Origin of the sequence: Streptomyces sp. NBC_01497, from assembly GCF_036250695.1 — a bacterium.
Taxonomy (GTDB): Bacteria; Actinomycetota; Actinomycetes; order Streptomycetales; family Streptomycetaceae; genus Streptomyces.
Genome location: NZ_CP109427.1, coordinates 960,541 through 984,078, shown reverse-complemented (window position 1 = coordinate 984,078; position 23,538 = coordinate 960,541). Strand labels below are relative to the sequence as shown.

Sequence of the window (23,538 nt, the reverse complement as noted above, 5' to 3'; positions counted from 1 at the left end):
CCTCGCCCACTGCGACGGGGGAGTGAGCGGCTGGGAGCCGGCGCGGGCGGCAGCGGTGGGTGGTGGGCTGCCGTCACCCCGTACCGCTTCGCCGTCCCCCGCGACGGCCGAGTCGACCCAGCCCGCCGTCCACCTCCGGGGGCGGCGCGCGTCCCGACGTGTTCGTTCCGCCTGATCCGACTCCGCTGGAGCCTTGTCATGAGTGAGCCACCCGCAGCCGCGCCGGCGCCCGTTCTCGCGCCGGCCGCCCCGCCCGTCCTGTCCGCGCCCCCGCCGGCGAAAGGCGCCGGGGGGCCGCCGGCCGCCGCACAGCGTGTGCTGCCGCTGCGTCGCCCCTGGCGCTGGGTCGCCACACTGGTGGTGCTGGTGGTGGTGGCCCAGGTCGCCCATGGCCTGGCAACCAACCCGTTCTACCAGTGGGACCGGTTCCAGTACTGGTTCCTGCGGCCGTCCATCCTCGGCGGACTGCTGATCACACTCAAGGTCACCGCGTACAGCGCGGTGCTGGGTCCGGTCGGCGGCATCCTGCTGGCCCTCGGCCGACTGTCACGCAACCCCGTTCTCCAAACGGTCAGTTGGCTCTACATATGGCTGTTCCGGTCGGTGCCGCTCATCGTCGTCCTGTTGTTCCTCTACAACTTCTCGGCCCTGTACAAGTCCCTGACCCTCGGTGTCCCCTTCGGGCCCGGCTTCGTCCATTTGGACGAGTCCCGTCTCGCCACCGACCTCGTCATCGCCGTGGTGGGGCTGAGTCTCAACGAAGCGGCGTACGCCGCCGAAGTGGTCCGTGCGGGACTGCTCTCGGTCGATCAGGGACAGCACGAGGCGGCCGACGCACTCGGGTTGCCCGGCGGCTACCGGTTCACCCGCATCGTCCTGCCCCAGGCGCTTCGAGCCATCGTGCCGTCCTACGTGAACCAGCTGATCGGACTGGTCAAAAGTACGTCCCTGGTCTTCTACGTCTCCCTGCTCGACCTGTTCGGCCAGGTCCAGAACATGGGCAGCACCTTCCCGGGTGACGTGGTGCCGCTGCTGCTCGTCGCCACCGTCTGGTACGTCATCCTCACCAGCGCCGTCTCCGTCGTCCAGTACTACGTGGAACGGCACTTCGCCCGCGGCGCGCTGCGAGCGCTGCCGCCCACCCCGCTCGCCAGAGTGCGCACCGCCGTGCGCGGCCTGCGGGCCCGGATCGCCCTGGGGGGCCGCCTCGTGAGCACACACACCGACCCTCCCGCCGCGGCGGGCACGGCGTACGCCGGCACCGGGGCTCTTCCCGGCGCCGACTCCGCTCCCGGCGCCCCGGCGGCACCCGCGGCCGTGGAGGTGTGCGGCGCCCACAAGTGGTACGGCGCCCACCATGTGCTCGACGGCGTCGACCTGACGGTCCCCGCGGGGCGCGTCACCGTCGTGCTCGGGCCGTCCGGCAGCGGCAAGTCCACCCTGCTGCGCGCCGTCAACCATCTGGAGAAACTCGACGCCGGGCACGTCCGGGTGAACGGTGAACTGATCGGAGTACGCCGGCAGGGGGAGCGGCTGCGGGAACTCGGCGACCGCGCGATCCGTGCCCAACGCAGCCGTATCGGCTTCGTCTTCCAGGACTTCAACCTCTTCCCCCACCTGACAGCGGCGGAGAACGTGGCCGCAGCGCCGGTGGCCACCGGGCGCAGGACGCGGGCCGACGCGCGGGAGTGGGCCGGGACCCTGCTCGGCCGCGTCGGGCTCGCCGGCAAGACCGACGCCTACCCGCGACAGCTCTCGGGCGGGCAGCAGCAGCGCGTGGCCATCGCGCGGGCGCTCGCCATGGAACCCGGCGTGATCCTCTTCGACGAACCCACCTCCGCCCTCGACCCGGAGCTCGTCGGCGAGGTGCTGTCCGTCATCAAGTCCCTCGCCGACAGCGGTACGACCCTGATCGTGGTGACGCACGAGATCGGCTTCGCCCGCGAGGTGGCCGACGACGTCGTCTTCCTCGACGGCGGCCGGATCGTCGAACAGGGTCCGCCCGACAGGGTGTTGGTGCACCCCGAGCAGCCTCGTACGCGCGAGTTCCTCAGCCGCGTCATCTGACCGCCCCGCCTTCCCCTTCCTCCGCCCGCTGCGCGTCCGGCCGCGCCCGTCGCGTCCTGTTCCCCTCTACTCCCCGCTCTCGCCCGACTTCTTCCTTCTTCCCACTCCTGAAGCCCGAGGATTCCCATGCCGTCCTTCCGTACGCGCGTCCGCACCCGACGCACCCGGCCCGCTCTTCGCCCTCGCCTCGCGCGGGGGCTCGTCGGAGCGTCCGCCGTCCTGGCCCTGGCCGTAGCCCTCACCGCCTGCGGTGGCAGCTCCCCTTCGTCAGACGCCGTCGCCGGCGCCGGGGGCGGTGCCACGGCGAAGGGCGCGGTCGTCGTCGGGGCCCTGTCCAACGGGGCAGCCCGCCAGGCCACCGTCAAGGTCCCCGAAGTGGCCGCCATCCGGGCGGAACTGCCGAAAAGCCTGGTGAAGAAGGGCAGCCTCGACATCGGGCTGGGCTTCCTGCCGGCCGGTTCGCCTCCGCTCGGATACGTCGGTGACGACCAGAAGTCCCTGACAGGTTCGGAACCCGACCTCGGCCGTCTTGTCGCGGCGGTGTTCGGCCTGCGGCCCCAACTCGCCAACGCGACCTGGGACAACCTCTTCGTCGGCATCGACAGCGGTCGCACCGATGTCGGCTTCTCCAACATCACGGACACCGAACAACGGAAGGAGAAGTACGAGTTCGCCTGCTACCGCAAGGACAACCTCGGCTTCGAGGTGCGCAAGTCGGACGGCTGGACGTTCGACGGAACCTACCGCAGCCTGGCCGGCAAGACGGTCGCCGTGGGCGCGGGAACCAACCAGGAGAAGCTCCTGCTGCACTGGCGGGACCAGCTCGAAGCCGCGGGCAAGACCCTGACCGTCAAGTACTTCCAGGACGCCAACAGCACCTATCTGGCGCTCAACGCGGGCCGGATCGACGCGTACCTCGCGCCCAACCCCAGCGTCGCGTACCACACCGTCCGCACCGCGAACACGCCCAACGCCACCCGCAGCGCGGGCACGTACTCGGGGGCGGGCTCCACCCTCCAGGGGCTGATCTGCGCCACGGCCAAGAAGGACAGCGGTCTCGCCAAGCCCCTCGCCGACGCCGTGAACTACCTGATCAAGAACGGCCAGTACGCCGCCTGGCTGAAGGCGTGGAACCTGACGAACGAGGCCGTCGCGACCTCCCGCGTCAACCCGCCGGGACTGCCCCTCGGGAACTCCTGACGGCCGCGCGCCGTCATCCGGCGGCGGATGACGGCGGCTGCGGCTCGGCCCAGGGCGCGGGTAAGGGCCGAGGCTCCGGCCGTGGCACGGGTGCGGGCGGATCGGCTCTCCCGCCCGCACCCGGCTCAGGCCGGGTGCGACCGGATCGCCGGCGCCTCACCGTGCCGCGGCCCCTGCCGGTACATCAGGATGATGAGCCGCGCGCCCGGCGACGCGAGCGGCTGGGCCGCGCACATCCGCAGCCAGCCGGGCCCCAGTTTGACGTGCCGGATGGGCCGTTCGTCGCCGTCGGGGTGGATGACCGCCCCGCCGGCCTCGTACAGCGGCGCCGCCAGCGGGTCGCAGAGCACCGCGCGTTCGATCTCGCGGAGGACCGGGTCGGCGGGCCTGGCGACCAGCGCGGCGCGCAACTGCGGGACCAGCAGCGGTGCCCAGGCGGTCTCCCAGTCACCGAGGATCGTGCGACCGTCGGGGTCGAGCAGCATGTAGCGCATCATGTTCGCCGGTACGCGCCCCTCCGGGAGCATCTCGGTGAACGGGCTGTTGCACGCGAGCATGTCCCAGGAGGCGTCCGTGATGTACGCGGGATGCAGGATGCCCTCGACGGCCTCCTGCCACATGCCGGGGATCTCCTTGCCCGCCGAGGGCCGCAGCGGCCCGGGCGGGTCCTCGTCGCGGGCGTAGCGGCACAGGGAGACCCATTCCTGCTCGTCGAGCTTGAACAGCTGAGCCACTTCGCGCAACAGGCTGACCGGGGGGTTGTGGTAGGTGCCCGACTCCAGGCGGTGGTAGGTGTGGATGGCCCGGTTCAGCAGCAGGTCCACCTGCTGCTGGGAGAGGCCGGGCGCGCGCCTGCCCTGACCGGTGGGCCGGAGCAGCCCGTGCGACTCGGGGGTGATCAGGGCGCGGCGTTCGCGCAGCATGGCGCTGAGCGCCTTCTTGTGCATGTCCGGTGGCCCTCCGGGGGGAAGGGGAGAGGGGTCCTAGGACTCTTAATTATTCACACGGTATTTCGTAAGAGAAGCTGAACGAAGAAATGAGCGGCTCGCTGCGTCATCCTTCTCGTACAGCGCGCTGCGAACCGGTTCTGGGGGGAAGCGGGGGGCGGAAGCCTCCGCAGCGCGCGGCCACTGGATCGCGGTCGGTGCCGGCACTCCTTCATGAGCGGCCCCGGCGCCGGCCGCGATGCCCGGTGGCAGCCGGAAGAGCCGTCGCCATCTCGTACGGTCGACGGCCTGGGCCCAGGTGCCGGGGCCCGAGGGGCCGGACTCCGCTCTCCTGCTCGCCCGCGGTGGTCGGCCCTTCCCGTGCCCGTCCCGAAGAGGTGCCGCGACGGCCCGCTCGGCGCGCGGCCGGCGCCCGTGTCCCGTACATGATCACCGAGCCTGCCGTGCCCCGAATCCCGGGCAGGCCGTGCCCCGTCGCTCCCGCGCGGCCCGCACCGTCTGCTCCTGCCCCGGTTGTCTCCGGCGGAGCCCGGTCACGCGCGGTGCAGCGGGACCGTCGCCCGCACGAGCTTGCCGTCGGCGCCGAGCGGCAGCACACAGGCCTTCGCGAGCCGCGACACCATCTGCCAGCCGTACCCGCCCGGGAGCCAGTTCGCGCCATGGTGGCGTGCCACGGGCCGCTTGCGGCTGCCGTCCTGAACGGTCACCTCCACGCCGCCGCGCCGCAGGGCGACACTCATACCGGTCACCCCGCCCGCGTGGCGCAGCGCGTTCGTCACGAGTTCGGAGACCACGAGCAGGACGTCGTCCAGGACGGGTCCCGGTACCCGGTCGCGGTGTCCGGACAGATACGTGGCGGTGAGATCGCGTGCCTCGGCGGCGCCCGCGGGCAAGGCATCCAGCCGCACCGCGTTCCCGGCGACCGTGCTCCTGGGCCCCTCATCCACGGTGGTCATCCTCGCACCCCCCGTTTGCGGCTCTTGTCCATGCCGGTCCGTCTGCCCGCTGAGCCCGGAGGTGACGCGTCCTTCCTGGTACGGATCCGGTCCTGAGCCCTCGGGCATATGCCCCAAGGCCCGTGGGCCGGTATCCGGCCGCCCTGGAAACACCACAGCGGTTGTCGCATATGCTTCGCGCCGAAGAGTGGCGTCGTACCCGGGCGTCGCGTGGTGAGTGGGGGTGTGAGCCGTGGCTGAGTCGCCCCTGGGGGTGCCTTCGCCGCAACTGCGGCCAGGACGAGTGCGCGCGCGGGTCTCCCGCACCGTACCCGCGCAGGAGAGCGCCACGGGAGTACACGATCCGCGGCGTGCCGTGGACCCCGTGCTGCTTCTCGTGGAGGACGACCCCGGCGACGCGCTGCTCGTCGAGGAGATGCTCACGGACAGCGATCTGGAGTCCACCCTCACCTGGTGCAAGACGATCACCGAGGCACAGCGGCACCTCACCGCGTCCACTGGACCCGTCTGCGTCCTGCTCGACCTCCACCTCCCCGACGCCCACGGCGTCGACGCCGTGACCCGGATCGTCAGTGCCGCACCCGACGCGGCCATCGTGGTCCTCACCGGCATGGCGGAGGGCGGGACCGGCCTCACCGCGGTCGCCACCGGCGCCCAGGACTACCTCGTCAAGGACCGGCTCGACCCGGAGATCCTCAGCCGCGCCGTCCGCTACGCGCTCCAGCGCAAGCAGGTCGAGCGCACCACGGCGGCCCTGCGCGCCAACGAGCTGATGGCCCGCGAGAACGCACGCCTGGAGCGGGGGCTGCTGCCCGTACCGCTGCTGCGCGGCGACGACTTCCAGGCGTTCGCCCGTTACGAGCCGGGCCGCGCCCACGCTCTTCTCAGCGGCGACTTCTACGACGTCGTGCAGACCGCCGACGGCACCGTGCACGCCGTCATAGGAGACGTGTCGGGCCACGGCGCCGCGGAGGCCGCTCTCGGAGTCTGCCTGCGGGTCGCCTGGCGCACGGCCATCCTGTGCGGCACCCCGCCCCTGGCCCTTGCGGGGCTGCTGGAGGAGATCCTCGTCGCGGAGCGCTCCGACCACCACGTCTTCGCGACCGTGACCTCGCTGGCCTTCCCGCCCGGTGGCACCGAGGTGCGCATCGTCCGGGCCGGCCACCCCGGCCTGCTGGTGCGCGACGGCTCCTCCGTGACCTGGGTGGAGCCGCGCGTCGGCATGGCGCTCGGCCTGCTGCCCGGCGCCGGCCGCTGGACCGAGAGCACGGTGCCGCTGCCGCCCGGCGGGCATGTCGTCCTGTTCACCGACGGCCTCTTCGAGGGCCGTACCGGCCCGACCAGCCGCCTCGGCGAGGAGGGTCTGCTCGACCTCGCGAGACGGCACAGCACGCTGCCCGCCCGGGATTTCGTCGACACGCTGGTCGCCGAGGCCACGGCGGGCGCCGCGCCCTTCGGCGGGCTCGCCGACGATGTCGCCGTGCTCCACCTCGGCTGGGGAGGCCCCGCATGAAACTCTGGCACCTGACCCGCGACCGGCTGTCCGTACAGGGCTGGGGCCGGCTCATCCTGGCCGCCATGGCCGTCGTGGTGTGCGGCTGCGCCGCCGTCGGCGGTGTGCTGATCTCCCAGACCAACGACCGCAGCAACGAGCTGACCGACCGCATCCAGCCGGCCCGCGCCGCCGTCTTCCAGCTCCAGAAGTCCCTGCTCGACCAGGAGACCGGCGTACGGGGCTACGCGCTGACGGGGGACCCGTCCTTCCTGCAGCCCTACACCGACGGTGTCACGGGCGAACGGCAGTTCACGGCCAACGTGCACCGCATCCTGGCGGGTGACCCGAAGCTCCTCGGCGACAGCGACGCCATCTCGCGCGCAGCCGCCACCTGGCGGCGCGACATCGCCGATCCGCTCATCGCCCAGGTCCGGCAGAACGGCAAGCTCACCGCATCCGGCGCCCAGCTCAACCGCAGCAAGACCCAGTTCGACAGGCTGCGGGCCCTGTTCACCATCCAGGGGAACCACCTCGATGCGGCCAGGGACCAGGCGCGGACCCGGCTCGATCACAGCCGGCACGTCAGCGAGGTCGTCTTCCTCATCATGCTGGCGGTGTTCGTGGCCGCCGTGGTGGCCCTGGCCTTCCTCCTCCACTTCATGGTCGGCCGGCCGCTGAACCAGCTCCGGGCCGCCTCGGACGGGGTGCGGGCCGGCGCCTTCGGCAGCCGTATCGAGGTCGCGGGCCCGTCGGATCTGCGCGCCGTCGGAGCCGCCGTCGAGGCGATGCGTGCCCGCATCGTCGAGGAACTGGAAGCCAGCAACGAGCGCGAGGCGCTCCTCGCCGAGCAGACGGAGGAACTGCGCCGCTCGAACTCGGAGCTGGAGCAGTTCGCGTACGTCGCCTCGCACGACCTCCAGGAGCCGCTGCGCAAGGTCGCCTCGTTCTGCCAGCTCCTGGAGAAGCGGTACGGGGACCGGATGGACGACCGGGGCAAGCAGTACATCGACTTCGCCGTCGACGGAGCCAAGCGCATGCAGGTCCTCATCAACGACCTGCTGACGTTCTCCCGCGTCGGACGCGTCCACGACGCCTGGCAGGCCGTCGAGCTGGAAACGACCCTCGACCGCGCTCTCGGCAACCTCGCGATGGTCATCGAGGAGAACGGGGTCACCGTCGTACGCGAGGCGCCGCTGCCCGAGGTGCACGGCGATCCCACCACCCTCGCGATGCTCTGGCAGAACCTCGTCGGCAACGCCATCAAGTTCCGCAAGCCCGACCGGCCCAGCCGCATCGTGATCGACTGCGTGCGCGAGGACTCGGAACCGGGTGCGGGGGACGGCGCCGCGTGGCACCTCAGCGTGACCGACAACGGCATCGGGGTCGCCCCCGAGTTCAGCGAGAAGGTGTTCGTCATCTTCCAGCGCCTGCACGCGCGCGACGAGTACGAGGGAACCGGCATCGGACTCGCCCTGTGCCGGAAGATCGTGGAGTTCCACGGCGGCCGGATCTGGCTGGAGCCGGTGCCCACCGGCGGCACCGCCCTCCACTTCCTCCTGCCCGTCGCCGCCGCGGACCAGCACTCAGGGGCCAGGCCGCCGGCACTCTCCGCCCCTGCCACCGTCGGCACCACTCCAGGAGCAGTCGCATGACCAACCCCGCACAGCCGCGGCCGATCGAGGTCCTCCTGGTCGAGGACGACGCGGGTGACGAGCTGATGACCCGCGAGGCGTTCGAGGACAACAAGATCCGCAACACGCTGCATGTGGTCCGCGACGGCCAGGAAGCGCTGGACTTCCTGTACCGGCTCGCCCCCCACGAGGACGCACCGCGTCCCGACCTGATCCTGCTCGACCTCAACCTGCCCCGCTACGACGGGCGCCAGGTTCTCGAACGCATCAAGACCGACCCCGAGATGGCACTCATCCCGGTGGTCGTCCTCACCACCTCCTCCGCCGAGGAGGACATCCTGCGCAGCTACAAACTGCACGCCAACGCCTATGTCACGAAGCCGGTCGACCTCGACCAGTTCATCGCCGCCGTCCGGCAGATCGACGAGTTCTTCGTGACCGTGGTGCGGCTTCCCGGCCGTTCATGACGGCGTTCACCGACGGTCGTGTGCATGAGATGCGTCTGAGAGGGCATAAGCCGGGACGGACGAGGGAGATCCCGGACGCCCACAGGTGCGCGGGCAGGAGCGAATGAACGAACAGACCATCTCAGGGGCGATGCTGCCCGACCGCCCGGAGTCTTTCGTGCAGCCGACACAGAGCCTGAACAGGGCCGCCGAATTCACCGGGGAGCCCGGCTCCATCGCCGCCGCCAGGGATCTCGCCATCCGCTTCCTGCAGCAGCTGTGCGCCGAGTGGCTGGCCCCGCTGGGCGAGCTCGTGCGGGACGACATCCTGCTCGTCGTCAGTGAACTGGTGACCAACGCGGAGCGGCACAGCCACGGCCCGTACGTGATCGAGCTGGAGGGCACCGGGCGGTACGTGTCCGTCACGGTCTACGACAGCAGCACGACGCTGCCCCGTGTCTTCCCGCCCGACCCGAGCCGGCTCGGCGGCCACGGCATGGAGATCGTCCGCGCGGTCAGCGACAGTGTGACCGCCGAGATCGTCCCGGTCGGCAAGCGGGTCACGGCCCGTTTCGACCTGCCGCAGGACGCCTGAGCCCGTCAGCGCGGTCGCCCGGATCCTCCGCGACGCGCCTGCGCGCCGCCCGGCGGGCGACGCACCGCCGGGGCCGGGTCCGTGTGCAAGCGCATCGTCCTACGGCCGGGGCCGTAGGGAACATCACCGGTGCCGGTCCTTACGGCGTCGTTGCCCGTCGCGCCTGCCGTAGCGTCCTCGGCGCGCTACGGGCCCGCCGCCGTACGCACCCCGTCCCCGGCGGCCCCCGGCGCCCGCTACGGGCGTCCGAACCAGTCGACGCAGACCACCAGGGCGTCGTCCGCCGCTTCCGTCTCCCGGTACAGGGCCAGCTCCTGCAGCACCGCGCGCGGGACCCCCGCGGCGGGCAGCAGACTCGTCGAACTGATGGCCCGGGCCAGCGCGCGGTCCCCGTAGGCCTCGCCACGCGGCGACACCGCCTCGTACACCCCGTCGCTTGCGAACAGTAGCCGGTCGCCGGGTTCCACCTGGAAGGTCTGCGCGGTGTAGTCCGACTCCTCGAACATGCCGAGCGGCAGTTGGGCGTCCAGCTCCATCCGCTCGATCGTCCTGCCGCGCCGGCGCCACAGCTGCGGCGAACCCGCGTCCACGGCCTGCACGAGGCCCGTCGCGAAGTCGAAGTGGAGCAGCAGCGTCGAGACGTGCAGCGCGCCCCGGTGCTGCTCGTACAGCGCCTGGTCGGCGAGGGCCGCCTGGTCCGCCAGGCCGATGCCCGCGCGCCGCGCGTTGCGCAGCGCCTTCACCGCGAGATTGCTCAGCAGGGCGGCCTGGATGCCCTCACCCATGCCGTTGGTGACGGCGAGGGTCAGCCCGTTCCCGTCCGCGGACCAGTCGTAGTTGTCGCCGTGGATCGTGTAGGCGGGTTCCAGGTGCGCGCCGATGGCGTACTCGGGCGCCTCGCAGGCCCGGGCCGGCAGCAGCTCCCACTGCATCTCGGCGGCGAGGGTCAGCCGGGTGACCCGGCGCGCCTGCCGGTAGAGGTCCGTGTCGCGCTCCGCGACCAGGATCGCGTGGCCGAGCAGCTCAGCGACCCGCTCCAGCTCCGTCACCGTCTCCTTCACCGAGCGGTCCTCGGGCAGCCGTACGCTCAGGATGCCGAGCCGGTCGCCGCGCACGGTCACGGGCAGGTGGTGGTCGACCTCGCCGCGGCGAGGGCGCTGCTCGTGCGGCTCCTGGCTGCCGAAGGCGCGGCCCTCCACACTGTTGTCGATCGACAGCCCCTCGTCGGCGCTCTCGCCCACGGGCCGAAGCACCGTGAGGCCGTAATCGGCCAGGTAGAGCCGTACGGACGAGGCGCCGTAACCCGCGGCCAGCGCGTCGCGCACCACGTCGGTGACGGCGTGGGGGGCGGCCGCCCGGACCGCTGTTTCCATGTCCGCTAGTACAGTCACTGTCGTTCAGGCTCTCTTCTCAGGGCGAATCCGTCTGGGCTGACAAAGACCCGTGCCGGATGAAAGAGTGGATCGATGTCCCGCTTCACGGCTCAGCCGCACCAGCGCGAGCAGGTCGCCATGGCCGCCCGCGCCGCTTCCGAGCTGCTCGAGGTGCTGTGGGGCCGGGGCCAGGATGCTGTGCCGTCCGGACCCGTGTCGCCGTCGCAACTACGTGCCCTTCTTGTCATCGAAGGATACGAGGGCGCCAATCTGCGCACCCTGAGCGAGGTCCTCGGATCGCGCCCCTCGTCGCTGAGCAGGCTGTGCGACCGGATGGAAGCGATGGGGCTGGTGATCCGCTCGCCGAGCCCGACCAGCAGGCGCGAGGTGGAGCTCCGGCTGAGCAGGCGGGGCCACAAGGTGCTGGAGGAGTACCGGGCCTTCCGGGCCCGTGAGGTCACGATGGTCCTCGATCGCATGGAGTCCTCGGACATCGTCGCGCTGGCCCAGGGCCTCGGTGCCTTCCGTGCCGCGGCGGGGGAGCGGTTCGACGAGCTGGGCAGCGCACCCGCCGATTCCGGGCAGGGCCGTGTGGCGGACAGCGCATAGCTTCATTCAGCCCTACTTCCTGGTACGGGCACGGTACCTCCGGTGCGATGGAGCCGCGTGGAAGCAGTGAACAGATTGTTGCCCACCGGAGAATGTTGTCAAATGACAACTATCGCTTCTATCGTGGGGTCCCTGGTGCCGTGCCGTCGACCGTGCAAAGGAACAATGTGCTGCCTCCTCCCAGCGCCGACAGGGCGATGGAACTGACCGTGCGCGCGCAGGACGGCGCGGTCGTGCTCGCCGTCGACGGGGAACTCGACCTCGACACGGCTGAGCCGCTGGCCGACGCGCTCGAACGGGCGGCCGAGGACTCGGGCGGGACCGGAGCGGTCGTACTGGACCTGTCGGGAGTCGTCTTCGCGGACTCGACCACGGTGAATGTGCTGCTCCAGGCCCGGGCCATGCTCGGGGACCGGCTGCGCGTCGCGCGCCCGTCCGCGTTCGTCCGGCGCCTGTTCACGGTGATCGGTCTGGGGCAGGCGCTGGGGGTCTACGAGTCCGTGCCGGAGGCTCTCGCCGCGGACGGTGGTCCCTCGGACGGGTCAGCGCTCTCCCGCGTCGCCCAGTGACGCGACGAACGCCCGGAGCCCGGCGAGAAGGTCCGCGCGGCGGTCGTCGGGCATACGGCGCATGACGTCCGCGATGCGCGAGGCGCGCAGGGCCCGGTAGTCCGCGAGCAGCGCGGTACCGCGCCCGGTGAGCACGAGACCGATCTCCCTGCGGTCCTGGCGGACCGGTCTGCGTTCGATGAGTTCGGCGGACTCCATGGCCGCGCACATCCGGCTGGCCCTGGGCAGTGTCATTCCCGCTCCGGCGGCGAGGCCGGTCAGGTTGACCCCGGGCCTCTCGCCGACGAACCGGAGGACTCTCAGCCGGTTCGGCAGCAGCCACGGGTCGAGCGCCGTGGCCGTGGTGACGGAGATCTCGGTGACGGCCTCCGCGGAGTCCGCCAGCGTCTCGGCAGCATCGCGGAGCGTGTCCGTCGACGGTTGTGCGCCATGGCCGTCCATGGGCCGATCCGTTCGTTCGCGCGTCGTGTACTGACTGTGCTTCTCGTGGCGGCGAGGGCCGTCGTACCGGGAGTCAGACGGCGGGAGCGAATGTGCCCGGTGCCGTCGTCGCCTCCGCCGCCGCCAGCTGTCTGCCGGCCGCGGCGAGCGCGTCGTCGGCGCTTCGGGTGCCGGTCGAGACGCAGAGCGTGTAGGTGGCGTCCTCAAGACGCCGTCCCGTCTCCTTGTTCCCCTGCCGGGCGTGCAGCTCCCGCGCGGTCTCGTAGCTCAGGACGTGGTGGCGCAGAGTCGTGGGGTGGGCCATCAGCACGGGTGTTCCTACCTGTTCCTCGGTGGGGTCCATCAGGCGGACGTCGCATCCCGGCGCCTGCCCACTGCCCCGGAAGTCATGCCGGATCTCTCGGGTGGCAGCAGTCACAGGCGTGCGGGCCCAGGCGAACAGGCGGGGCCCGCACGGGTGATGGAGCGGTATCACCGTCCGGCGTGACCGGGCCCGGCGCGCGCCGGACTCCGGCGCGTCCCTCGCCCGGGCTCAGCCATCGGATGTCTGATGACCCATCAGAACGGACGGGGCCTTCTGTCCACGTCAGGGGCCGACATATGCTCCACCCATGCGCGTCGCTCTCTTCGTCACCTGCGTCAATGACGCCGTGTACCCGGCCACCGGCATCGCGACCGTGCGGCTCCTGGAACGCCTCGGGGTGGAAGTCGACTTCCCCCAGGGGCAGACCTGCTGCGGACAGCCCCAGTTCAACACGGGGTACCGCCAGGAGACCGTGCCCCTCGCCCGTCGCATGGCAGGCGTCTTCGACGGCTACGACCATGTGGTGACCCCGTCCGGCTCCTGTGCCGCGATGGTCAGAAACCACTATCCGACGATGGGGGACAGCGCCGCCACCGCGCTCGCACCTCGGATGTATGAGCTCACGGAGTTCCTGGTGGACGTACTGGGCGTCACCGACGTCGGTGCGTACTTCCCGCACTCCGTCACCTACCACCCCTCCTGTCACGGCCTGCGCCTCCTCGGCCTGGGCGAGCGTCCGCACAAACTGCTGAGCGCCGTCAAGGGCATCGAGCTGCGCGAGCTGCCGGGCGCCGAGGAGTGCTGCGGCTTCGGTGGCACCTTCGCCGTCAAGAACGCCGACGTGTCGGCCGCCATGGGCCAGGACAAGGTGCGCAGCGCGGTGTCCACCGGCGCCGAAGTGCTCTGCGGCGCCGACAACTCCTGCCTGATGCACATCGGCGGTGTACTGAGCCGCGAGGGTGATCCGGTGCGGCCCCTGCACATCGCGGAGATCCTTGCGTCGACTGAAGAGGAGCCCTGGGCATGAGCGGGACGTATCTCGGAATGCCGGCCTTCCCCACGGCGGCGAAGGACGCGCTCGCCAACGAGACCCTGCGCGGCAACCTCCGCTACGCCACCCACACCATCCGCGACAAGCGCGCCAAGGCCGTCGCCGAACTCGACGACTGGGCGGAGCTGCGCGAGGCGGGCAAGCAGATCAAGGACCACACGCTGCGCCACCTGGACCGCTACCTCGTCCAACTGGAGGAGGCGGTCACGGCCGCGGGCGGTGTGGTGCACTGGGCCGCCGACGCGGACGAGGCGAACCGCATCGTCGCCGACCTGGTGAAGGCCACCGGCGAGACCGAGGTCGTCAAGGTCAAGTCGATGGCCACGCAGGAGATCGGCCTCAACGAAGCGCTCGCCGCCGAGGGCATCTCCGCGTACGAGACGGACCTCGCCGAGCTGATCGTGCAGCTCGGCGACGACCGCCCCTCGCACATCCTGGTGCCCGCCATCCACCGCAACCGCGCCGAGATCAAGGAGATCTTCGCCGGCCAGATGGGCAAGTGGGGCAAGGCCGCCCCCGAGAACCTGACCGACTCGCCGCGGGAACTGGCCGAAGCTGCCCGGCTGCACCTGCGGGAGAAGTTCCTGCGCGCCAAGGTGGGTATCTCCGGCGCCAACTTCATGGTCGCGGAGACCGGCACCCTCACCGTCTTCGAGTCCGAGGGCAACGGCAGGATGTGCCTGACCCTGCCCGAGACGCTGATCTCCGTCGTCGGCATCGAGAAGGTCGTGCCGACATGGCGGGACCTGGAGGTCTTCCTACAGACGCTGCCGCGCTCCTCCACCGCCGAGCGGATGAACCCGTACACGACGATGTGGACCGGCACCACCGACGGTGACGGGCCGAAGGTCTTCCACCTCGTCCTGCTCGACAACGGCCGCACCGACACCCTCGCCGACGACGTCGGCCGGCAGGCACTGCGCTGCATCCGCTGCTCCGCCTGCCTCAACGTCTGCCCGGTGTACGAGCGCGCCGGCGGCCACGCCTACGGCTCCGTCTACCCGGGGCCGATCGGCGCGATCCTCAGCCCCCAACTGCGCGGCACGCAGAGCGAGATCGACGCCTCCCTGCCGTACGCCTCCTCCCTGTGCGGCGCCTGTTACGAGGTGTGCCCCGTGGCGATCGACATCCCCGAGGTGCTGGTCCACCTGCGCGACCGGGTGGCCCACCAGGGCGGCAAGGGGCACTTCCTGGAGCGCACCGCAATCAAGGCCGCCAGCTGGGTGTTCGAGCACCCGGGTGTGCTGGCGGCGGGGGAACGCGCCGCCACCGCGACCCGGAGGCTGCACCCCTCGAAGCTCCCCGGCGCCGGCGCCTGGACCAACACGCGCGACCTGCCCGAGATGCCCCCCGAGTCGTTCCGCGACTGGTGGCGCAAGAACCGCACCAACGGTGCCGCCCGCCCGGGCGCCAGGAAGGACGGCGGATCATGAGCCCCGCCCCGCACTCCCGGACACAGATCCTCGCCCGCGTCCGCGCGGCCGTGGCCCAGGCTCCCGAGGCGCCCGAGCCGGAGCGTGCCTACCGGGAGACGCACACGAGCGACGAGCGCATCGTGGACCTGCTCGCGGAGAACCTCGACGACTACCGTGCGATCGTGCACCGTTGTGACATGGCGGCGCTGCCCGCCCTGGTGGCCCGCCTGCTCACCGAGCACGGCAGCACCTCGGTGGCCGTACCGCCGGGGCTGCCGGAGAAGTGGCTCGCGGACAGCGACGTCACCCGGGTGCCCGACCGGCCCGCGGCGACCTCGGCCGAACTGGACGCCGTCGACTCCGTCGTCACGGGCTGCGCCCTGGCGATCGCCGAGACCGGCACCATCGTCCTGGACGCGGGCCCCGACCAGGGCAGGCGACGCATCACGCTGGTGCCCGACCACCACATCTGCGTCGTCCGCGTCCCCGACCAGGTCGTCGGCGGCGTCCCGCAGGCGATGCCGCGCCTCGACCCGACCCGGCCCCTCACCTGGATCTCCGGGCCGTCCGCCACCAGCGACATCGAACTCGACCGCGTCGAGGGCGTGCACGGCCCCCGGACCCTGGAAGTGATCCTGGTCGAGAGCTGATTCCGCGCCGCGAGCCGAAGCGGCCCGGCCGGGTCAGCCGCGCAGCCGGGGTGCCTCGGCCGCCGGGTCGACCACCTCGCCGCCCGCGCCCACACGGGCGGCGAGTCCGCGCGCCCACGCCACGATCCCCGGACGGTCCAGGCCGTGTGCGGGTGCCGACGCCTCCACGACCCCCGCGCCACGCAGCAGCAGCCGCCCACCGCCCTTCGGGTTGCCGCGCGCGGCGTGCGTCAGCCCCACTGCCAGCTGGGCGAGTCCGCGCCACAGTGCGCGTTCGTCCGCAGGACCGGACTTCCAGGCGTCCTCGAACACCTCGTGGGCGTGGAACGGCATGCCCGCGTCCAGCAGCCGCTGCGCCTGCGTGATGCTCTCCTCAGGCGCCCGCACGACACCCTCAGGCTGGCGCTCCACGCCCCGCGCCCCGTAGGGCAGCGGCCGGCCGAGGCCGTCCCTGGGGCGCGCGCTGCGGGCCCGCCCCCCGGCATCCCGGTCCCTGCCCACGGAGGATTCCCCCTCCGGCCGCCCACCGTCCGGCTGTTCAGCGCCCGGCCGCTCACCGTCCGGCTGTTCAGCGCCCGGCCGCTCACCGTCCGGCTGTTCAGCGCCCGGCCGCTCACCGTCCGGCTGTTCAGCGCCCGGCCGCTCACCGTCCGGCTGTTCAGCGCCCGGCCGCCCACCGTCCGAGGCCGTGCCACCCGGGGTCTGAACGTCCGGGGTGCCGTCGTCCGGGGCCTCGCCGTCCCGCTCGTTCTTCGCCATACCCCGATTGTCCCCGCGATGGCGTCCGGCCGTGACCTGGGTACCTCCGGAGTGCGGTATTGTTTGGCACGCGTGATCACGCACCGGGACGTGGCGCAGCTTGGTAGCGCACTTGACTGGGGGTCAAGGGGTCGCAGGTTCAAATCCTGTCGTCCCGACTCGAAAGAGTCGAGGTCAGGGCCGGTTTCGGAGAGATCCGAGACCGGCCCTTGATCGTTTTTGGGGACCCGTTGGGGACCAGTGTTGCTTGACCGGTGTCAGCGGGTGAGGACGGTCGTGCTGGGAAGGGTTCGTGGGGCGCGGAGCACGCTGAGGTGCGCGGAGAGTGCTGTACCGGCGGCTGTGATCTTGTGAGTGTCGGGGTGTAGGTAGCGCTGTGTGGTCGTGAGGGACCCGTGGCCGGCGATCCTGCGTAGTACGTGGAGGGGGACTCCAGCGTCGGCGAGCCAGGTGAGTCCGGTGTGGCGCAGGTCGTGGCGGCGAAGGTGCTCGTAGCCGAGGTGGGTTACTACCTCGTCCCAGTGGGTGGCGTCGCGCAAGACGGCGGTGGAGATGCGTCCTGCGCGTGGGCCGGTGAACAGACGGGCGTCGGGGGCGGGGCCGGCGGAGAGGATGCGCTGCGCCACGAGGGGGCGGATCTCTTCGATGATGGTGCCTTCCGGGCGCGTTTGCCCTTGGTGCCTTTGTCGGTGAGTCCGCCGGGCGCGGATGTGGTCTGGCGTCGTACGGTCCAGATCCACTGGCTAGTGTCGATGTCTCCGACGCGGCAGCCTGAGACTTCTCCGATCCGGGCGGCGGTGCTCGCGGCGAAGAGGACGACGTAGCCCCAGCCCCGGTAGTTGTTGGAGGAGGCGGTGACGAGTGCATCGGCCAGCTGGACGAGTGTGCCCCAGTCGGCAGGGCGAGGGCCCGCGGGTCGCGGAGTTCGTCCTCGGCCTGTTTGTAGAGCTTCTGCCAGCCGGTCACCCGGGCGGGGTTGACGGTGATGATGCCGTCGCGGACCGCCTGCTCCATGACGCGAACCAGTACGGCGATGGTGTTCTTGACCGTGGAGCGGCCTTGTTCGTCGACGATCCAGTTCTGCACGGTGCGGTCGACGACGCCGTTGGTGATCATTCGTACGGGAAGGTGGCCCAGAGCGGGGACCACGCGCATCCGCCATCCCGCGAGATAGGGGTCGAGGGTCTTCAACTCCAGCCCACGCAACGCGAGGTTCATGTTCGCGTCGCCGTATTCGGCGAGTTTCATGGTGGCGAGCGCTGGGGACAGTCCGGCCTGCGCTGCTTCGATGATGGCGTGGAGCCACTCTTGTGCCTCGTCCTCGTCGGCCTTTCCCTCCGACAGAGACAGGCGCCGCTTCATCGTGGGATCGAACCAGCGGACGCGCGCACGGTAAGGGTTGGGGCGATTACCCGACCCGGCGGCACCGTCTCCCGCGTCGGAGCCCCGCAGTACGAAGAATTCACCTTGGGCTTCAACCTGTTCCTGAAGAACATCCACCTCACCGGTGGCGTCGCACCCGCGCGGGCCTACATCCCCGAACTGCTGCCCGACGTCCTCTCGGGCGCGATCCAGCCCGGACGGGTCTTCGACCGTACCGTCGGCCTCGACGACGTACCCGACGGCTACAAGGCCATGAACGACCGCGAAGCGCTCAAGGTCCTCATTCGCCCCTGACTCTTCGAAAGCGCCGGTACCGGCCACGGCCGGAAGCGGCACACCGGGGATCAGCGGCGAGCGCTCCTTGCCGCCCTGCTGCTCCGGCCCACCTCGATCACGAACGGGCCGCGCATCCCAGCGCGAATGATCGACAACAACGCCGGGAACGGGCGGCGGAGCCGGGTACAGCGCCCGGCACACCGCACACGACGCCGGAGAACGGAGAAACGCCATGAAGCACATCAAGCTGGGACGCCTGGAGGTGTCCCGGATCGGGCTGGGCCTGGTGTCGATGTCCGGCGCTTACACGGGAGCCGGCATGGACGACACCGAGTCGATCCGCACCATCCACCGCGCTCTGGAAATCGGTGTGACGCTCCTCGACACCGCAGAGGTCTACGGCCCGTACGTCAACGAGGAACTTCTCGGCAAAGCGCTCAAGGGCCGTCGTGACCGCGCCGTGGTGGCGACGAAGTTCGGCATCGTCTCCCACACCGGCCGTCCCGCCGGGCAGCTCGACAGCAGTCCGGCCAACATCCGCACCGCCGTGGAAGGCTCGCTCACGCGCCTGGGCACGGACTACATCGACCTCTACTACCAGCACCGGGTCGACCCGGGCACGCCCATCGAAGACACCGTCGGGACACTGGCCGAACTGGTCACCGAGGGCAAGATCCGGCACATCGGCCTGTCCGAGGCCGGCCCGGAGACGATCCGCCGCGCCCAGGCCGTCCACCCCGTCGCCGCCATCCAGTCGGAGTACTCCCTGTGGTCCCGGCACTCCGAGACACGGCTGCTGCCTCTGCTGCGTGAGCTGAACATAGGCTTCGTGCCCTTCTCTTCCCTGGGCCGCGGCTTCCTCACCGGGCAGATACGCTCCACCGACGGCTTCGACGACACCGACCTGTGCAAAAGCATCCCGCGCTTCACCGGCGAGAACTTTCAGCACAACCTTGGCATCGCCGACCAGGTCCAGGCCGTCGCCGCCGAGGCGGGAGCCACCCCGGCGCAGACAGCTCTCGCCTGGCTGCTGACCAGGGGCGACAACATCGCCCCCATCCCCGGAACCAAGCACGTGGCGCGCGTCGAGGAGAACAGCGCCGCCGACGCCGTGGAACTGACAGCCGAACAGATCGAGAAGCTCAACAACCTCCCCGCGGCCGTGGGGGACACGCACGATGAAGTGGGCATGCGGATGATGGAGCGATGACTCCGGCCCGCCTCTGACGCTGACCACGAGCCGTGGGAACGGAACGGGAGGGCTGCAGCGTGACGGGCCCCCGCAGGCCGTAGGGCTGCTTGGCCACCGACTTCTTCTCGTACGTCGTCACCGCGCTGCGAAGCCGCCAAGCGCGTCTCGCTCCGGGACGGGCCCGACGCGTTGACCAGCAGGGCGGTCACGGAGGAGACGAACTGTCCCAAGGGCGTGCTGCACCCGGCACTTCACCGACTTCGACGCTTTCCTGGCGGAACTGGTCCTCGACCGCGTCCGCGGCATCGAGGACCGGACCTCGACTCTGCGCGCGGTCGCTGGCACCGGGTGCGTGGTGGACAACCTCGCCGACGCGCTGCAGGACCTGTTCGGGCCGGTCACGGTGGCGATCGTCGCGCTCATCACCTTGCGCGACGGCCTCCGTGCCCGGCTGCGCGATGCCGGTCTGACCGGCATCCACTGGCCGTGCAGGGCACCGTCACGATTGTCGCATCCCTCACCGCCGAGGGAGAGTTGAGGCGCCTGGCCGCGCCCATCACCTGGCGTCGGCCTACGGTTCGAACTGGCTCGGGCCGGCCTGCGGTGTGACCGGCGGGGCCCGTGACTCGTTGAGCCGTCAACCCGGAAGTTGCCGTGACGGTCGACTACGACCCCTTCTCCCTCGATTTGGGGCTGTCACTGCCGGAGATCCACGGCGGCGTCCTGATGGCCCGGACTGTCGATCGGCGGTGACTGCCGTGCGGGGCACCGCGGACTCCCTTGACATCGCCGCTCGGTCCTCGCACGTCCTCGTCAGGGGGTTTCAGGGACGGGCTAGGAAATTTCCTGTCCAACTCTCTGACACTGCCATGGACAGCCGCGTCGAAGCCACGCCAGTCGCGCCAGGGCCAACGGGCGGATCGCCCCCGCTCCTGTGCGGGCGCGATCCGCCCGTGGGTCACTCCGACTTGCCAGACGCCTGCCGTATTGAGGGCAGAGGCACCTTCGGGTGGGGGTTAGTCCCCGGCCTTCTTCACCCGACCCTTGGAGGATGTGAGGGTCGGGTCGAGGTCGGTGAACAGCTTGCCGTAGGGGCCGACCTTGATGCCTTTGACACCGTGCTGCTGGGCGAGCTGCTGGAAGGACTCGGTTCTGGAGGCAGTGGTCAGGAGGCGGATGGCGCTGCGCTGCAGGTCGACCAGGCGCATCGTGTAGCCAGCGGGGGGTAGTTTTCGGTGAGGTTCACGGTGTAGGTGGTGACCGGTGTGGTGGCGTCACCGGGTGTGGCATGGACGACGTTGGTGATGCTGACGCCGGCCTTCTGGGCGGTGCTCAGAGCCACGGAGGCGAGCAGGGTCTGCACCGCCTGGTAGGCATCATCGACCGAGGTGAACTTCGGGTTGGCCGTGTACACCTGGTTGTTGATCGTGTCCGTTGTGGTGGTGCCGGAAAGAGGGGTCTTCGACAGGTCCGTTGCGGCGTTGACCGTGGTGGACACGGCAGTAGCGCCGTCGGCCGCGAGGGTCAGACCGCCCAGCCGGTAGGTGTAGCTGGTGCGGGTGCCGTTGATCACCCGGTTGTACGCAGGCAGACCGTCGATATCGACGGTGGGAACCACCTTGACCGTGGCGTTGATGATCTCGCCAGGGTTCCCGCCGTGCTCTATCAGGTCGGTGCCGGAGTACATGACACCCACAGGGCTGTGGCTGCCGCCCCAGTCGGTCATCACCGTACCTTTGTAACCCTCTTCCCCGCGCAGCACGTCGGTGAACAGGTCGTAGTTGGCCGGTCTGTAGCTGCCGTTGACCTGGTTGCAGGAGCTCATGAGGGCCATCGGCTGTGCGGCCTTGACGGCGATCTCGAAGCCCTTGAGTTCGATCTCGCGCAGCGCCCGCTCGCTGACGACGTCAGTGACAGCGTTGCGGTTGGCTTCCTGGTCGTTCCCGGCGAAGTGCTTGACGGTGACGCCGACGCCGGGGTTGCTCTGGACGCCTTCGGTCGTGGCCGCGGCGTTCACATGGCTGCGAAACCGTACGAGCCTCCCGGGGTGTCGGAGTCGACCGACAGGCAGAACCCGGTCAGCCCACGCTCGCAGTTCGCGCGGAATCCGCACCCGACGTTGAACGGCAGACACACCCGGTCACCGACCTTGACGCGGTCCACGCCCGCTCCGTCTCCACTACCTCGCCGAGGTTCTCGTGCCCGAGGACACGTCCTGTCTCCATGGTGGTCCTGCCCTCGTACATATGCAGGTCGGAGCCGCAGATGTTGGTGGATGTGATCGTGACGAGAGCGTCGGTCGGCCTTTCGGTCCGCGCATCGGGAACGTCCTTGACCACGACATCCTTCGGACCCTCAAGCGCCTTCATCCTGGCCTCACCACTTTCGCGACGTCACGGCAGTTCGCGAAGGCGGACCCAACGGGACTGACGCATGCCCCATCCGGGGTGTTCGACAAGGGCCCGGTGTTACGAGAGCTCCGCCCGGTGTATGGCGGGGCATGGATGAAGGCGCTGCCTGGAGCCGGATTGCCTACCCGGGCATGCCCCGCGAGGCACGTCGCGCGGGAAGCGGCAGAAGTGGCCGCGCCGAGACCAGCAGGACCCGGCCGTCACCTGCCTCCCTCGGGCCTCGCGGAGACCGCCGGAGGCACACACGATGCGGACGTCGGCCCAGGCACCGCGAGCCGGAGGTGGACGACAGCTCCCACTTCCCCCGGTTCCCGGGAGTTCGGCTTCGGACATGACCCGTTTCACCGAGCTCTCCTGGGTACTCGCCCCGCTGCTCACGCTCGGTGCCGGACGTTGACCGGCGCGCCGTCCGCCCCTTCAACCTGGAGGCCTTCGCACATGAAGATCGTGGCAGTGCTGTACCCCGCAGAACAGCAGAACGAGGACACACCGGTTCTCGCGTCCGCGGACAAGATCCTCGGGTTGCGTCCCTTCCTGGAGGCGCAGGGGCACGAGGTCGTCGGCATGTCGGACACCGACGCGGCCCTCGACGCGGAGCTTGAAGACGCGGAGGTGCTCGTCACCACGCCCTTTTGGCCCGTCTACCTCAACGAGAAGCGGGTCGAGAACGCCGAGCGGCTCAAGCTGGTCATCACCGCAGGCATCGGTTCCGACCACATCGATGAGGCGGTGGCGGAGCGGCACGGCATCTCGGTGGCCGAGGTCACCGGCAGCAACGTCGTCAGTGTCGCTGAGCACAACGTCATGCAGATCCTCGCACTTGTGCGCAACATGCTGCCGGGCCATCGACAAGCGGTGGAGGGCGGATGGGACATTGCCAAGGTCTCCCGCGATGCGCATGACCTGGAAGGTAAGACCGTGGGGCTCGTCGGGCTCGGTGCGATAGGTGCCCGTACGGCCTTGCGCCTCAAGGGCTTCGATGTGCGGGCGCTGTATTACGCCAATCACCGCCGCACGCCCGCGGAGGAGGCGACGCTCGGGGTCAAGTATGCGCGGTTGGACGACCTGGTGGCCGAGTCGGACGTGGTCTGTCTGGCGTTGCCGCTCATGGAGGGCAGCAAGGCGCTCTTCGGTCGAGAACGGCTGGCGGCCATGAAGCCGGGCAGTTGGCTGGTCAACACCGCGCGAGGCGGCATCGTCGACACCGATGCCCTGGTGGAGGCCGTGGAGAGCGGCCACCTGGCGGGGTACGCCGGCGACACGTGGTATCCCCAGCCGGCCCCCCAGACCACCCGTGGCGGAGCATGCCCCGTCACGCCATGACCATCCACTACTCGGGCATGACTCTGGAAGCACAGGAGCGCATAGCGGCCGGGGTCGAGGAGATCCTCCGCGCCTACCTCTCGGGCGAGCCGCTTCCGCCCGACTACGTCCTGGTCGACGCCTCGTGAGACGACCGACGAGCCGGCGCCGCCCAGCCGCGGGGAGCAACGCTCACGGCCCTGGCGTTCAACGCCGACGCCGTAGCCACGCCGAGGGCCCTTCAAGGAAGCGGTGCGATGCCCCTCCCAGGCTCCGCCCGCACCCGACCCGGCCTCTGCGCGTCCGGCGTCACTCCGAGAACATGCTCACACCGTGGGGCCGCGGCATCGGAGGATGCACCAAGAGGCCGCGTTCCGAGGCTGTCACCGAAGTCCGGACCGGGAGCCACCGACACGAGCACCTGAGCACGGGGGACGAGGGCGAGCCCATCGATCCACTCCTTCTT

23 protein-coding genes, 1 tRNA gene and 4 pseudogenes are annotated in these 23,538 nt (G+C 70.4%); 18 read left to right on the top strand and 10 right to left on the bottom strand.

What is annotated here, in order from left to right; all coding sequences use genetic code 11:
• Window positions 1–198: 198 nt before the first annotated feature.
• The 3 genes and pseudogenes from OG310_RS04345 to OG310_RS04335 form a co-directional block, all read left to right on the top strand.
• Window positions 199–1,191, top strand: a pseudogene (locus tag OG310_RS04345) (amino acid ABC transporter permease); the annotation flags it as partial.
• Window positions 1,192–1,317: 126 nt separating this feature from the next.
• Window positions 1,318–2,067, top strand: coding sequence for an amino acid ABC transporter ATP-binding protein (locus tag OG310_RS04340; protein ID WP_329460017.1), 750 nt, complete (start codon window positions 1,318–1,320; stop codon window positions 2,065–2,067).
• Between the two features lie 126 nt (window positions 2,068–2,193).
• Window positions 2,194–3,267: a transporter substrate-binding domain-containing protein gene (locus OG310_RS04335; RefSeq protein ID WP_329454539.1), complete on the top strand. Its 1,074-nt coding sequence runs from the start codon at window positions 2,194–2,196 to the stop codon at window positions 3,265–3,267.
• A gap of 125 nt (window positions 3,268–3,392) precedes the next feature.
• Here the strand turns inward: OG310_RS04335 and OG310_RS04330 are convergent, their stop codons facing one another.
• Window positions 3,393–4,214, bottom strand: coding sequence for an MmyB family transcriptional regulator (locus tag OG310_RS04330; protein ID WP_329454538.1), 822 nt, complete (start codon window positions 4,212–4,214; stop codon window positions 3,393–3,395).
• A 533-nt stretch (window positions 4,215–4,747) separates the two neighbouring features.
• Window positions 4,748–5,170: an ATP-binding protein gene (locus OG310_RS04325; RefSeq protein WP_329454537.1), complete on the bottom strand. Its 423-nt coding sequence runs from the start codon at window positions 5,168–5,170 to the stop codon at window positions 4,748–4,750.
• Window positions 5,171–5,402: 232 nt separating this feature from the next.
• Between OG310_RS04325 and OG310_RS04320 the strand changes: the two genes are divergently transcribed.
• The 4 genes from OG310_RS04320 to OG310_RS04305 all read left to right on the top strand — a co-directional run bounded on the left by OG310_RS04320 (window position 5,403) and on the right by OG310_RS04305 (window position 9,337).
• On the top strand, window positions 5,403–6,683 hold the full coding sequence (locus OG310_RS04320) for a PP2C family protein-serine/threonine phosphatase (RefSeq protein WP_329454536.1): 1,281 nt from the start codon (window positions 5,403–5,405) through the stop codon (window positions 6,681–6,683).
• Window positions 6,680–8,317, top strand: a complete 1,638-nt coding sequence (locus OG310_RS04315) for a sensor histidine kinase (RefSeq protein WP_329454535.1) — start codon at window positions 6,680–6,682, stop codon at window positions 8,315–8,317. Before OG310_RS04320 ends, OG310_RS04315 begins: the two co-directional genes overlap by 4 nt.
• Window positions 8,314–8,763 carry a response regulator gene (locus OG310_RS04310; protein WP_329454534.1) on the top strand — a complete coding sequence of 150 codons (450 nt, stop codon included), beginning with the start codon at window positions 8,314–8,316 and terminating at the stop codon, window positions 8,761–8,763. Before OG310_RS04315 ends, OG310_RS04310 begins: the two co-directional genes overlap by 4 nt.
• A 103-nt stretch (window positions 8,764–8,866) precedes the next feature.
• Window positions 8,867–9,337, top strand: a complete 471-nt coding sequence (locus tag OG310_RS04305) for an ATP-binding protein (protein ID WP_329454533.1) — start codon at window positions 8,867–8,869, stop codon at window positions 9,335–9,337.
• Between the two features lie 236 nt (window positions 9,338–9,573).
• Here the strand turns inward: OG310_RS04305 and OG310_RS04300 are convergent, their stop codons facing one another.
• Window positions 9,574–10,710 carry a PP2C family protein-serine/threonine phosphatase gene (locus OG310_RS04300; RefSeq protein ID WP_329454532.1) on the bottom strand — a complete coding sequence of 379 codons (1,137 nt, stop codon included), beginning with the start codon at window positions 10,708–10,710 and terminating at the stop codon, window positions 9,574–9,576.
• A gap of 93 nt (window positions 10,711–10,803) precedes the next feature.
• On the opposite strand from OG310_RS04300, the gene OG310_RS04295 reads away from it, so the two are divergent.
• Window positions 10,804–11,319 carry a MarR family winged helix-turn-helix transcriptional regulator gene (locus tag OG310_RS04295; RefSeq protein WP_329454531.1) on the top strand — a complete coding sequence of 172 codons (516 nt, stop codon included), beginning with the start codon at window positions 10,804–10,806 and terminating at the stop codon, window positions 11,317–11,319.
• Window positions 11,320–11,486: 167 nt separating this feature from the next.
• Window positions 11,487–11,888: an STAS domain-containing protein gene (locus OG310_RS04290; protein WP_329454530.1), complete on the top strand. Its 402-nt coding sequence runs from the start codon at window positions 11,487–11,489 to the stop codon at window positions 11,886–11,888.
• On the opposite strand, the gene OG310_RS04285 is transcribed toward OG310_RS04290, so the two are convergent.
• Both OG310_RS04285 and OG310_RS04280 read right to left on the bottom strand, forming a co-directional pair.
• Window positions 11,862–12,329 carry a MarR family winged helix-turn-helix transcriptional regulator gene (locus tag OG310_RS04285; protein ID WP_329454529.1) on the bottom strand — a complete coding sequence of 156 codons (468 nt, stop codon included), beginning with the start codon at window positions 12,327–12,329 and terminating at the stop codon, window positions 11,862–11,864. The two genes, OG310_RS04290 and OG310_RS04285, sit on opposite strands and share 27 nt — an antisense overlap.
• A gap of 73 nt (window positions 12,330–12,402) precedes the next feature.
• On the bottom strand, window positions 12,403–12,639 hold the full coding sequence (locus OG310_RS04280) for a DUF5133 domain-containing protein (RefSeq protein WP_329460016.1): 237 nt from the start codon (window positions 12,637–12,639) through the stop codon (window positions 12,403–12,405).
• 301 nt (window positions 12,640–12,940) lie between these two features.
• On the opposite strand from OG310_RS04280, the gene OG310_RS04275 reads away from it, so the two are divergent.
• The 3 genes from OG310_RS04275 to OG310_RS04265 are packed head-to-tail and all read left to right on the top strand — an operon-like array spanning window position 12,941 to window position 15,749.
• A complete protein-coding gene (locus OG310_RS04275) occupies window positions 12,941–13,660 on the top strand; it encodes a (Fe-S)-binding protein (protein WP_329454528.1) in 720 nt (239 codons plus the stop codon).
• Window positions 13,657–15,117, top strand: coding sequence for a LutB/LldF family L-lactate oxidation iron-sulfur protein (locus OG310_RS04270; protein ID WP_329454527.1), 1,461 nt, complete (start codon window positions 13,657–13,659; stop codon window positions 15,115–15,117). Before OG310_RS04275 ends, OG310_RS04270 begins: the two co-directional genes overlap by 4 nt.
• Window positions 15,114–15,749: a LutC/YkgG family protein gene (locus OG310_RS04265; RefSeq protein WP_329454526.1), complete on the top strand. Its 636-nt coding sequence runs from the start codon at window positions 15,114–15,116 to the stop codon at window positions 15,747–15,749. Before OG310_RS04270 ends, OG310_RS04265 begins: the two co-directional genes overlap by 4 nt.
• A gap of 33 nt (window positions 15,750–15,782) precedes the next feature.
• On the opposite strand, the gene OG310_RS04260 is transcribed toward OG310_RS04265, so the two are convergent.
• The gene (locus tag OG310_RS04260; protein ID WP_329460015.1) at window positions 15,783–16,250 is read right to left on the bottom strand and encodes a DUF309 domain-containing protein; all 468 of its coding nucleotides are present in this window, start codon (window positions 16,248–16,250) and stop codon (window positions 15,783–15,785) included.
• A gap of 342 nt (window positions 16,251–16,592) precedes the next feature.
• Between OG310_RS04260 and OG310_RS04255 the strand changes: the two genes are divergently transcribed.
• Window positions 16,593–16,666, top strand: a tRNA-Pro gene (locus OG310_RS04255).
• Between the two features lie 99 nt (window positions 16,667–16,765).
• On the opposite strand, the gene OG310_RS04250 is transcribed toward OG310_RS04255, so the two are convergent.
• Window positions 16,766–17,134, bottom strand: a complete 369-nt coding sequence (locus OG310_RS04250; protein ID WP_329454525.1) for a tyrosine-type recombinase/integrase — start codon at window positions 17,132–17,134, stop codon at window positions 16,766–16,768.
• A 781-nt stretch (window positions 17,135–17,915) separates the two neighbouring features.
• Between OG310_RS04250 and OG310_RS04245 the strand changes: the two are divergent.
• From OG310_RS04245 to OG310_RS04235, 3 genes and pseudogenes are all read left to right on the top strand, one after another.
• Window positions 17,916–18,185, top strand: a pseudogene (locus tag OG310_RS04245) (IMP dehydrogenase); the annotation flags it as partial.
• A gap of 214 nt (window positions 18,186–18,399) precedes the next feature.
• Entirely contained in the window at window positions 18,400–19,377 is a 978-nt protein-coding gene (locus OG310_RS04240) for an aldo/keto reductase (RefSeq protein WP_329454524.1), read from the top strand.
• Between the two features lie 171 nt (window positions 19,378–19,548).
• Window positions 19,549–19,953: pseudogene (locus OG310_RS04235) on the top strand (TetR/AcrR family transcriptional regulator); the annotation flags it as partial.
• A gap of 422 nt (window positions 19,954–20,375) precedes the next feature.
• Here OG310_RS04235 and OG310_RS04230 read toward each other — a convergent pair.
• From OG310_RS04230 to OG310_RS04220, 3 genes and pseudogenes are all read right to left on the bottom strand, one after another.
• A complete protein-coding gene (locus OG310_RS04230) occupies window positions 20,376–20,567 on the bottom strand; it encodes a hypothetical protein (RefSeq protein WP_329454523.1) in 192 nt (63 codons plus the stop codon).
• On the bottom strand, window positions 20,525–21,376 hold the full coding sequence (locus OG310_RS04225; protein WP_329454522.1) for a glycoside hydrolase family 3 N-terminal domain-containing protein: 852 nt from the start codon (window positions 21,374–21,376) through the stop codon (window positions 20,525–20,527). The genes OG310_RS04230 and OG310_RS04225 overlap by 43 nt, the downstream gene beginning before the upstream one ends.
• Window positions 21,376–21,728 (bottom strand): annotated as a pseudogene (locus tag OG310_RS04220) (alcohol dehydrogenase catalytic domain-containing protein); the annotation flags it as partial. The pseudogene OG310_RS04220 and the gene OG310_RS04225, both read right to left, overlap by 1 nt.
• 480 nt (window positions 21,729–22,208) lie before the next feature.
• Here OG310_RS04220 and OG310_RS04215 point away from each other — a divergent pair.
• Window positions 22,209–23,093, top strand: coding sequence for an NAD-dependent formate dehydrogenase (locus tag OG310_RS04215; protein WP_329454521.1), 885 nt, complete (start codon window positions 22,209–22,211; stop codon window positions 23,091–23,093).
• Window positions 23,090–23,221 (top strand): hypothetical protein, encoded by a 132-nt coding sequence (locus OG310_RS04210; protein ID WP_329454520.1) that lies wholly within the window; start codon window positions 23,090–23,092, stop codon window positions 23,219–23,221. The genes OG310_RS04215 and OG310_RS04210 overlap by 4 nt, the downstream gene beginning before the upstream one ends.
• Window positions 23,222–23,538: the final 317 nt, after the last annotated feature.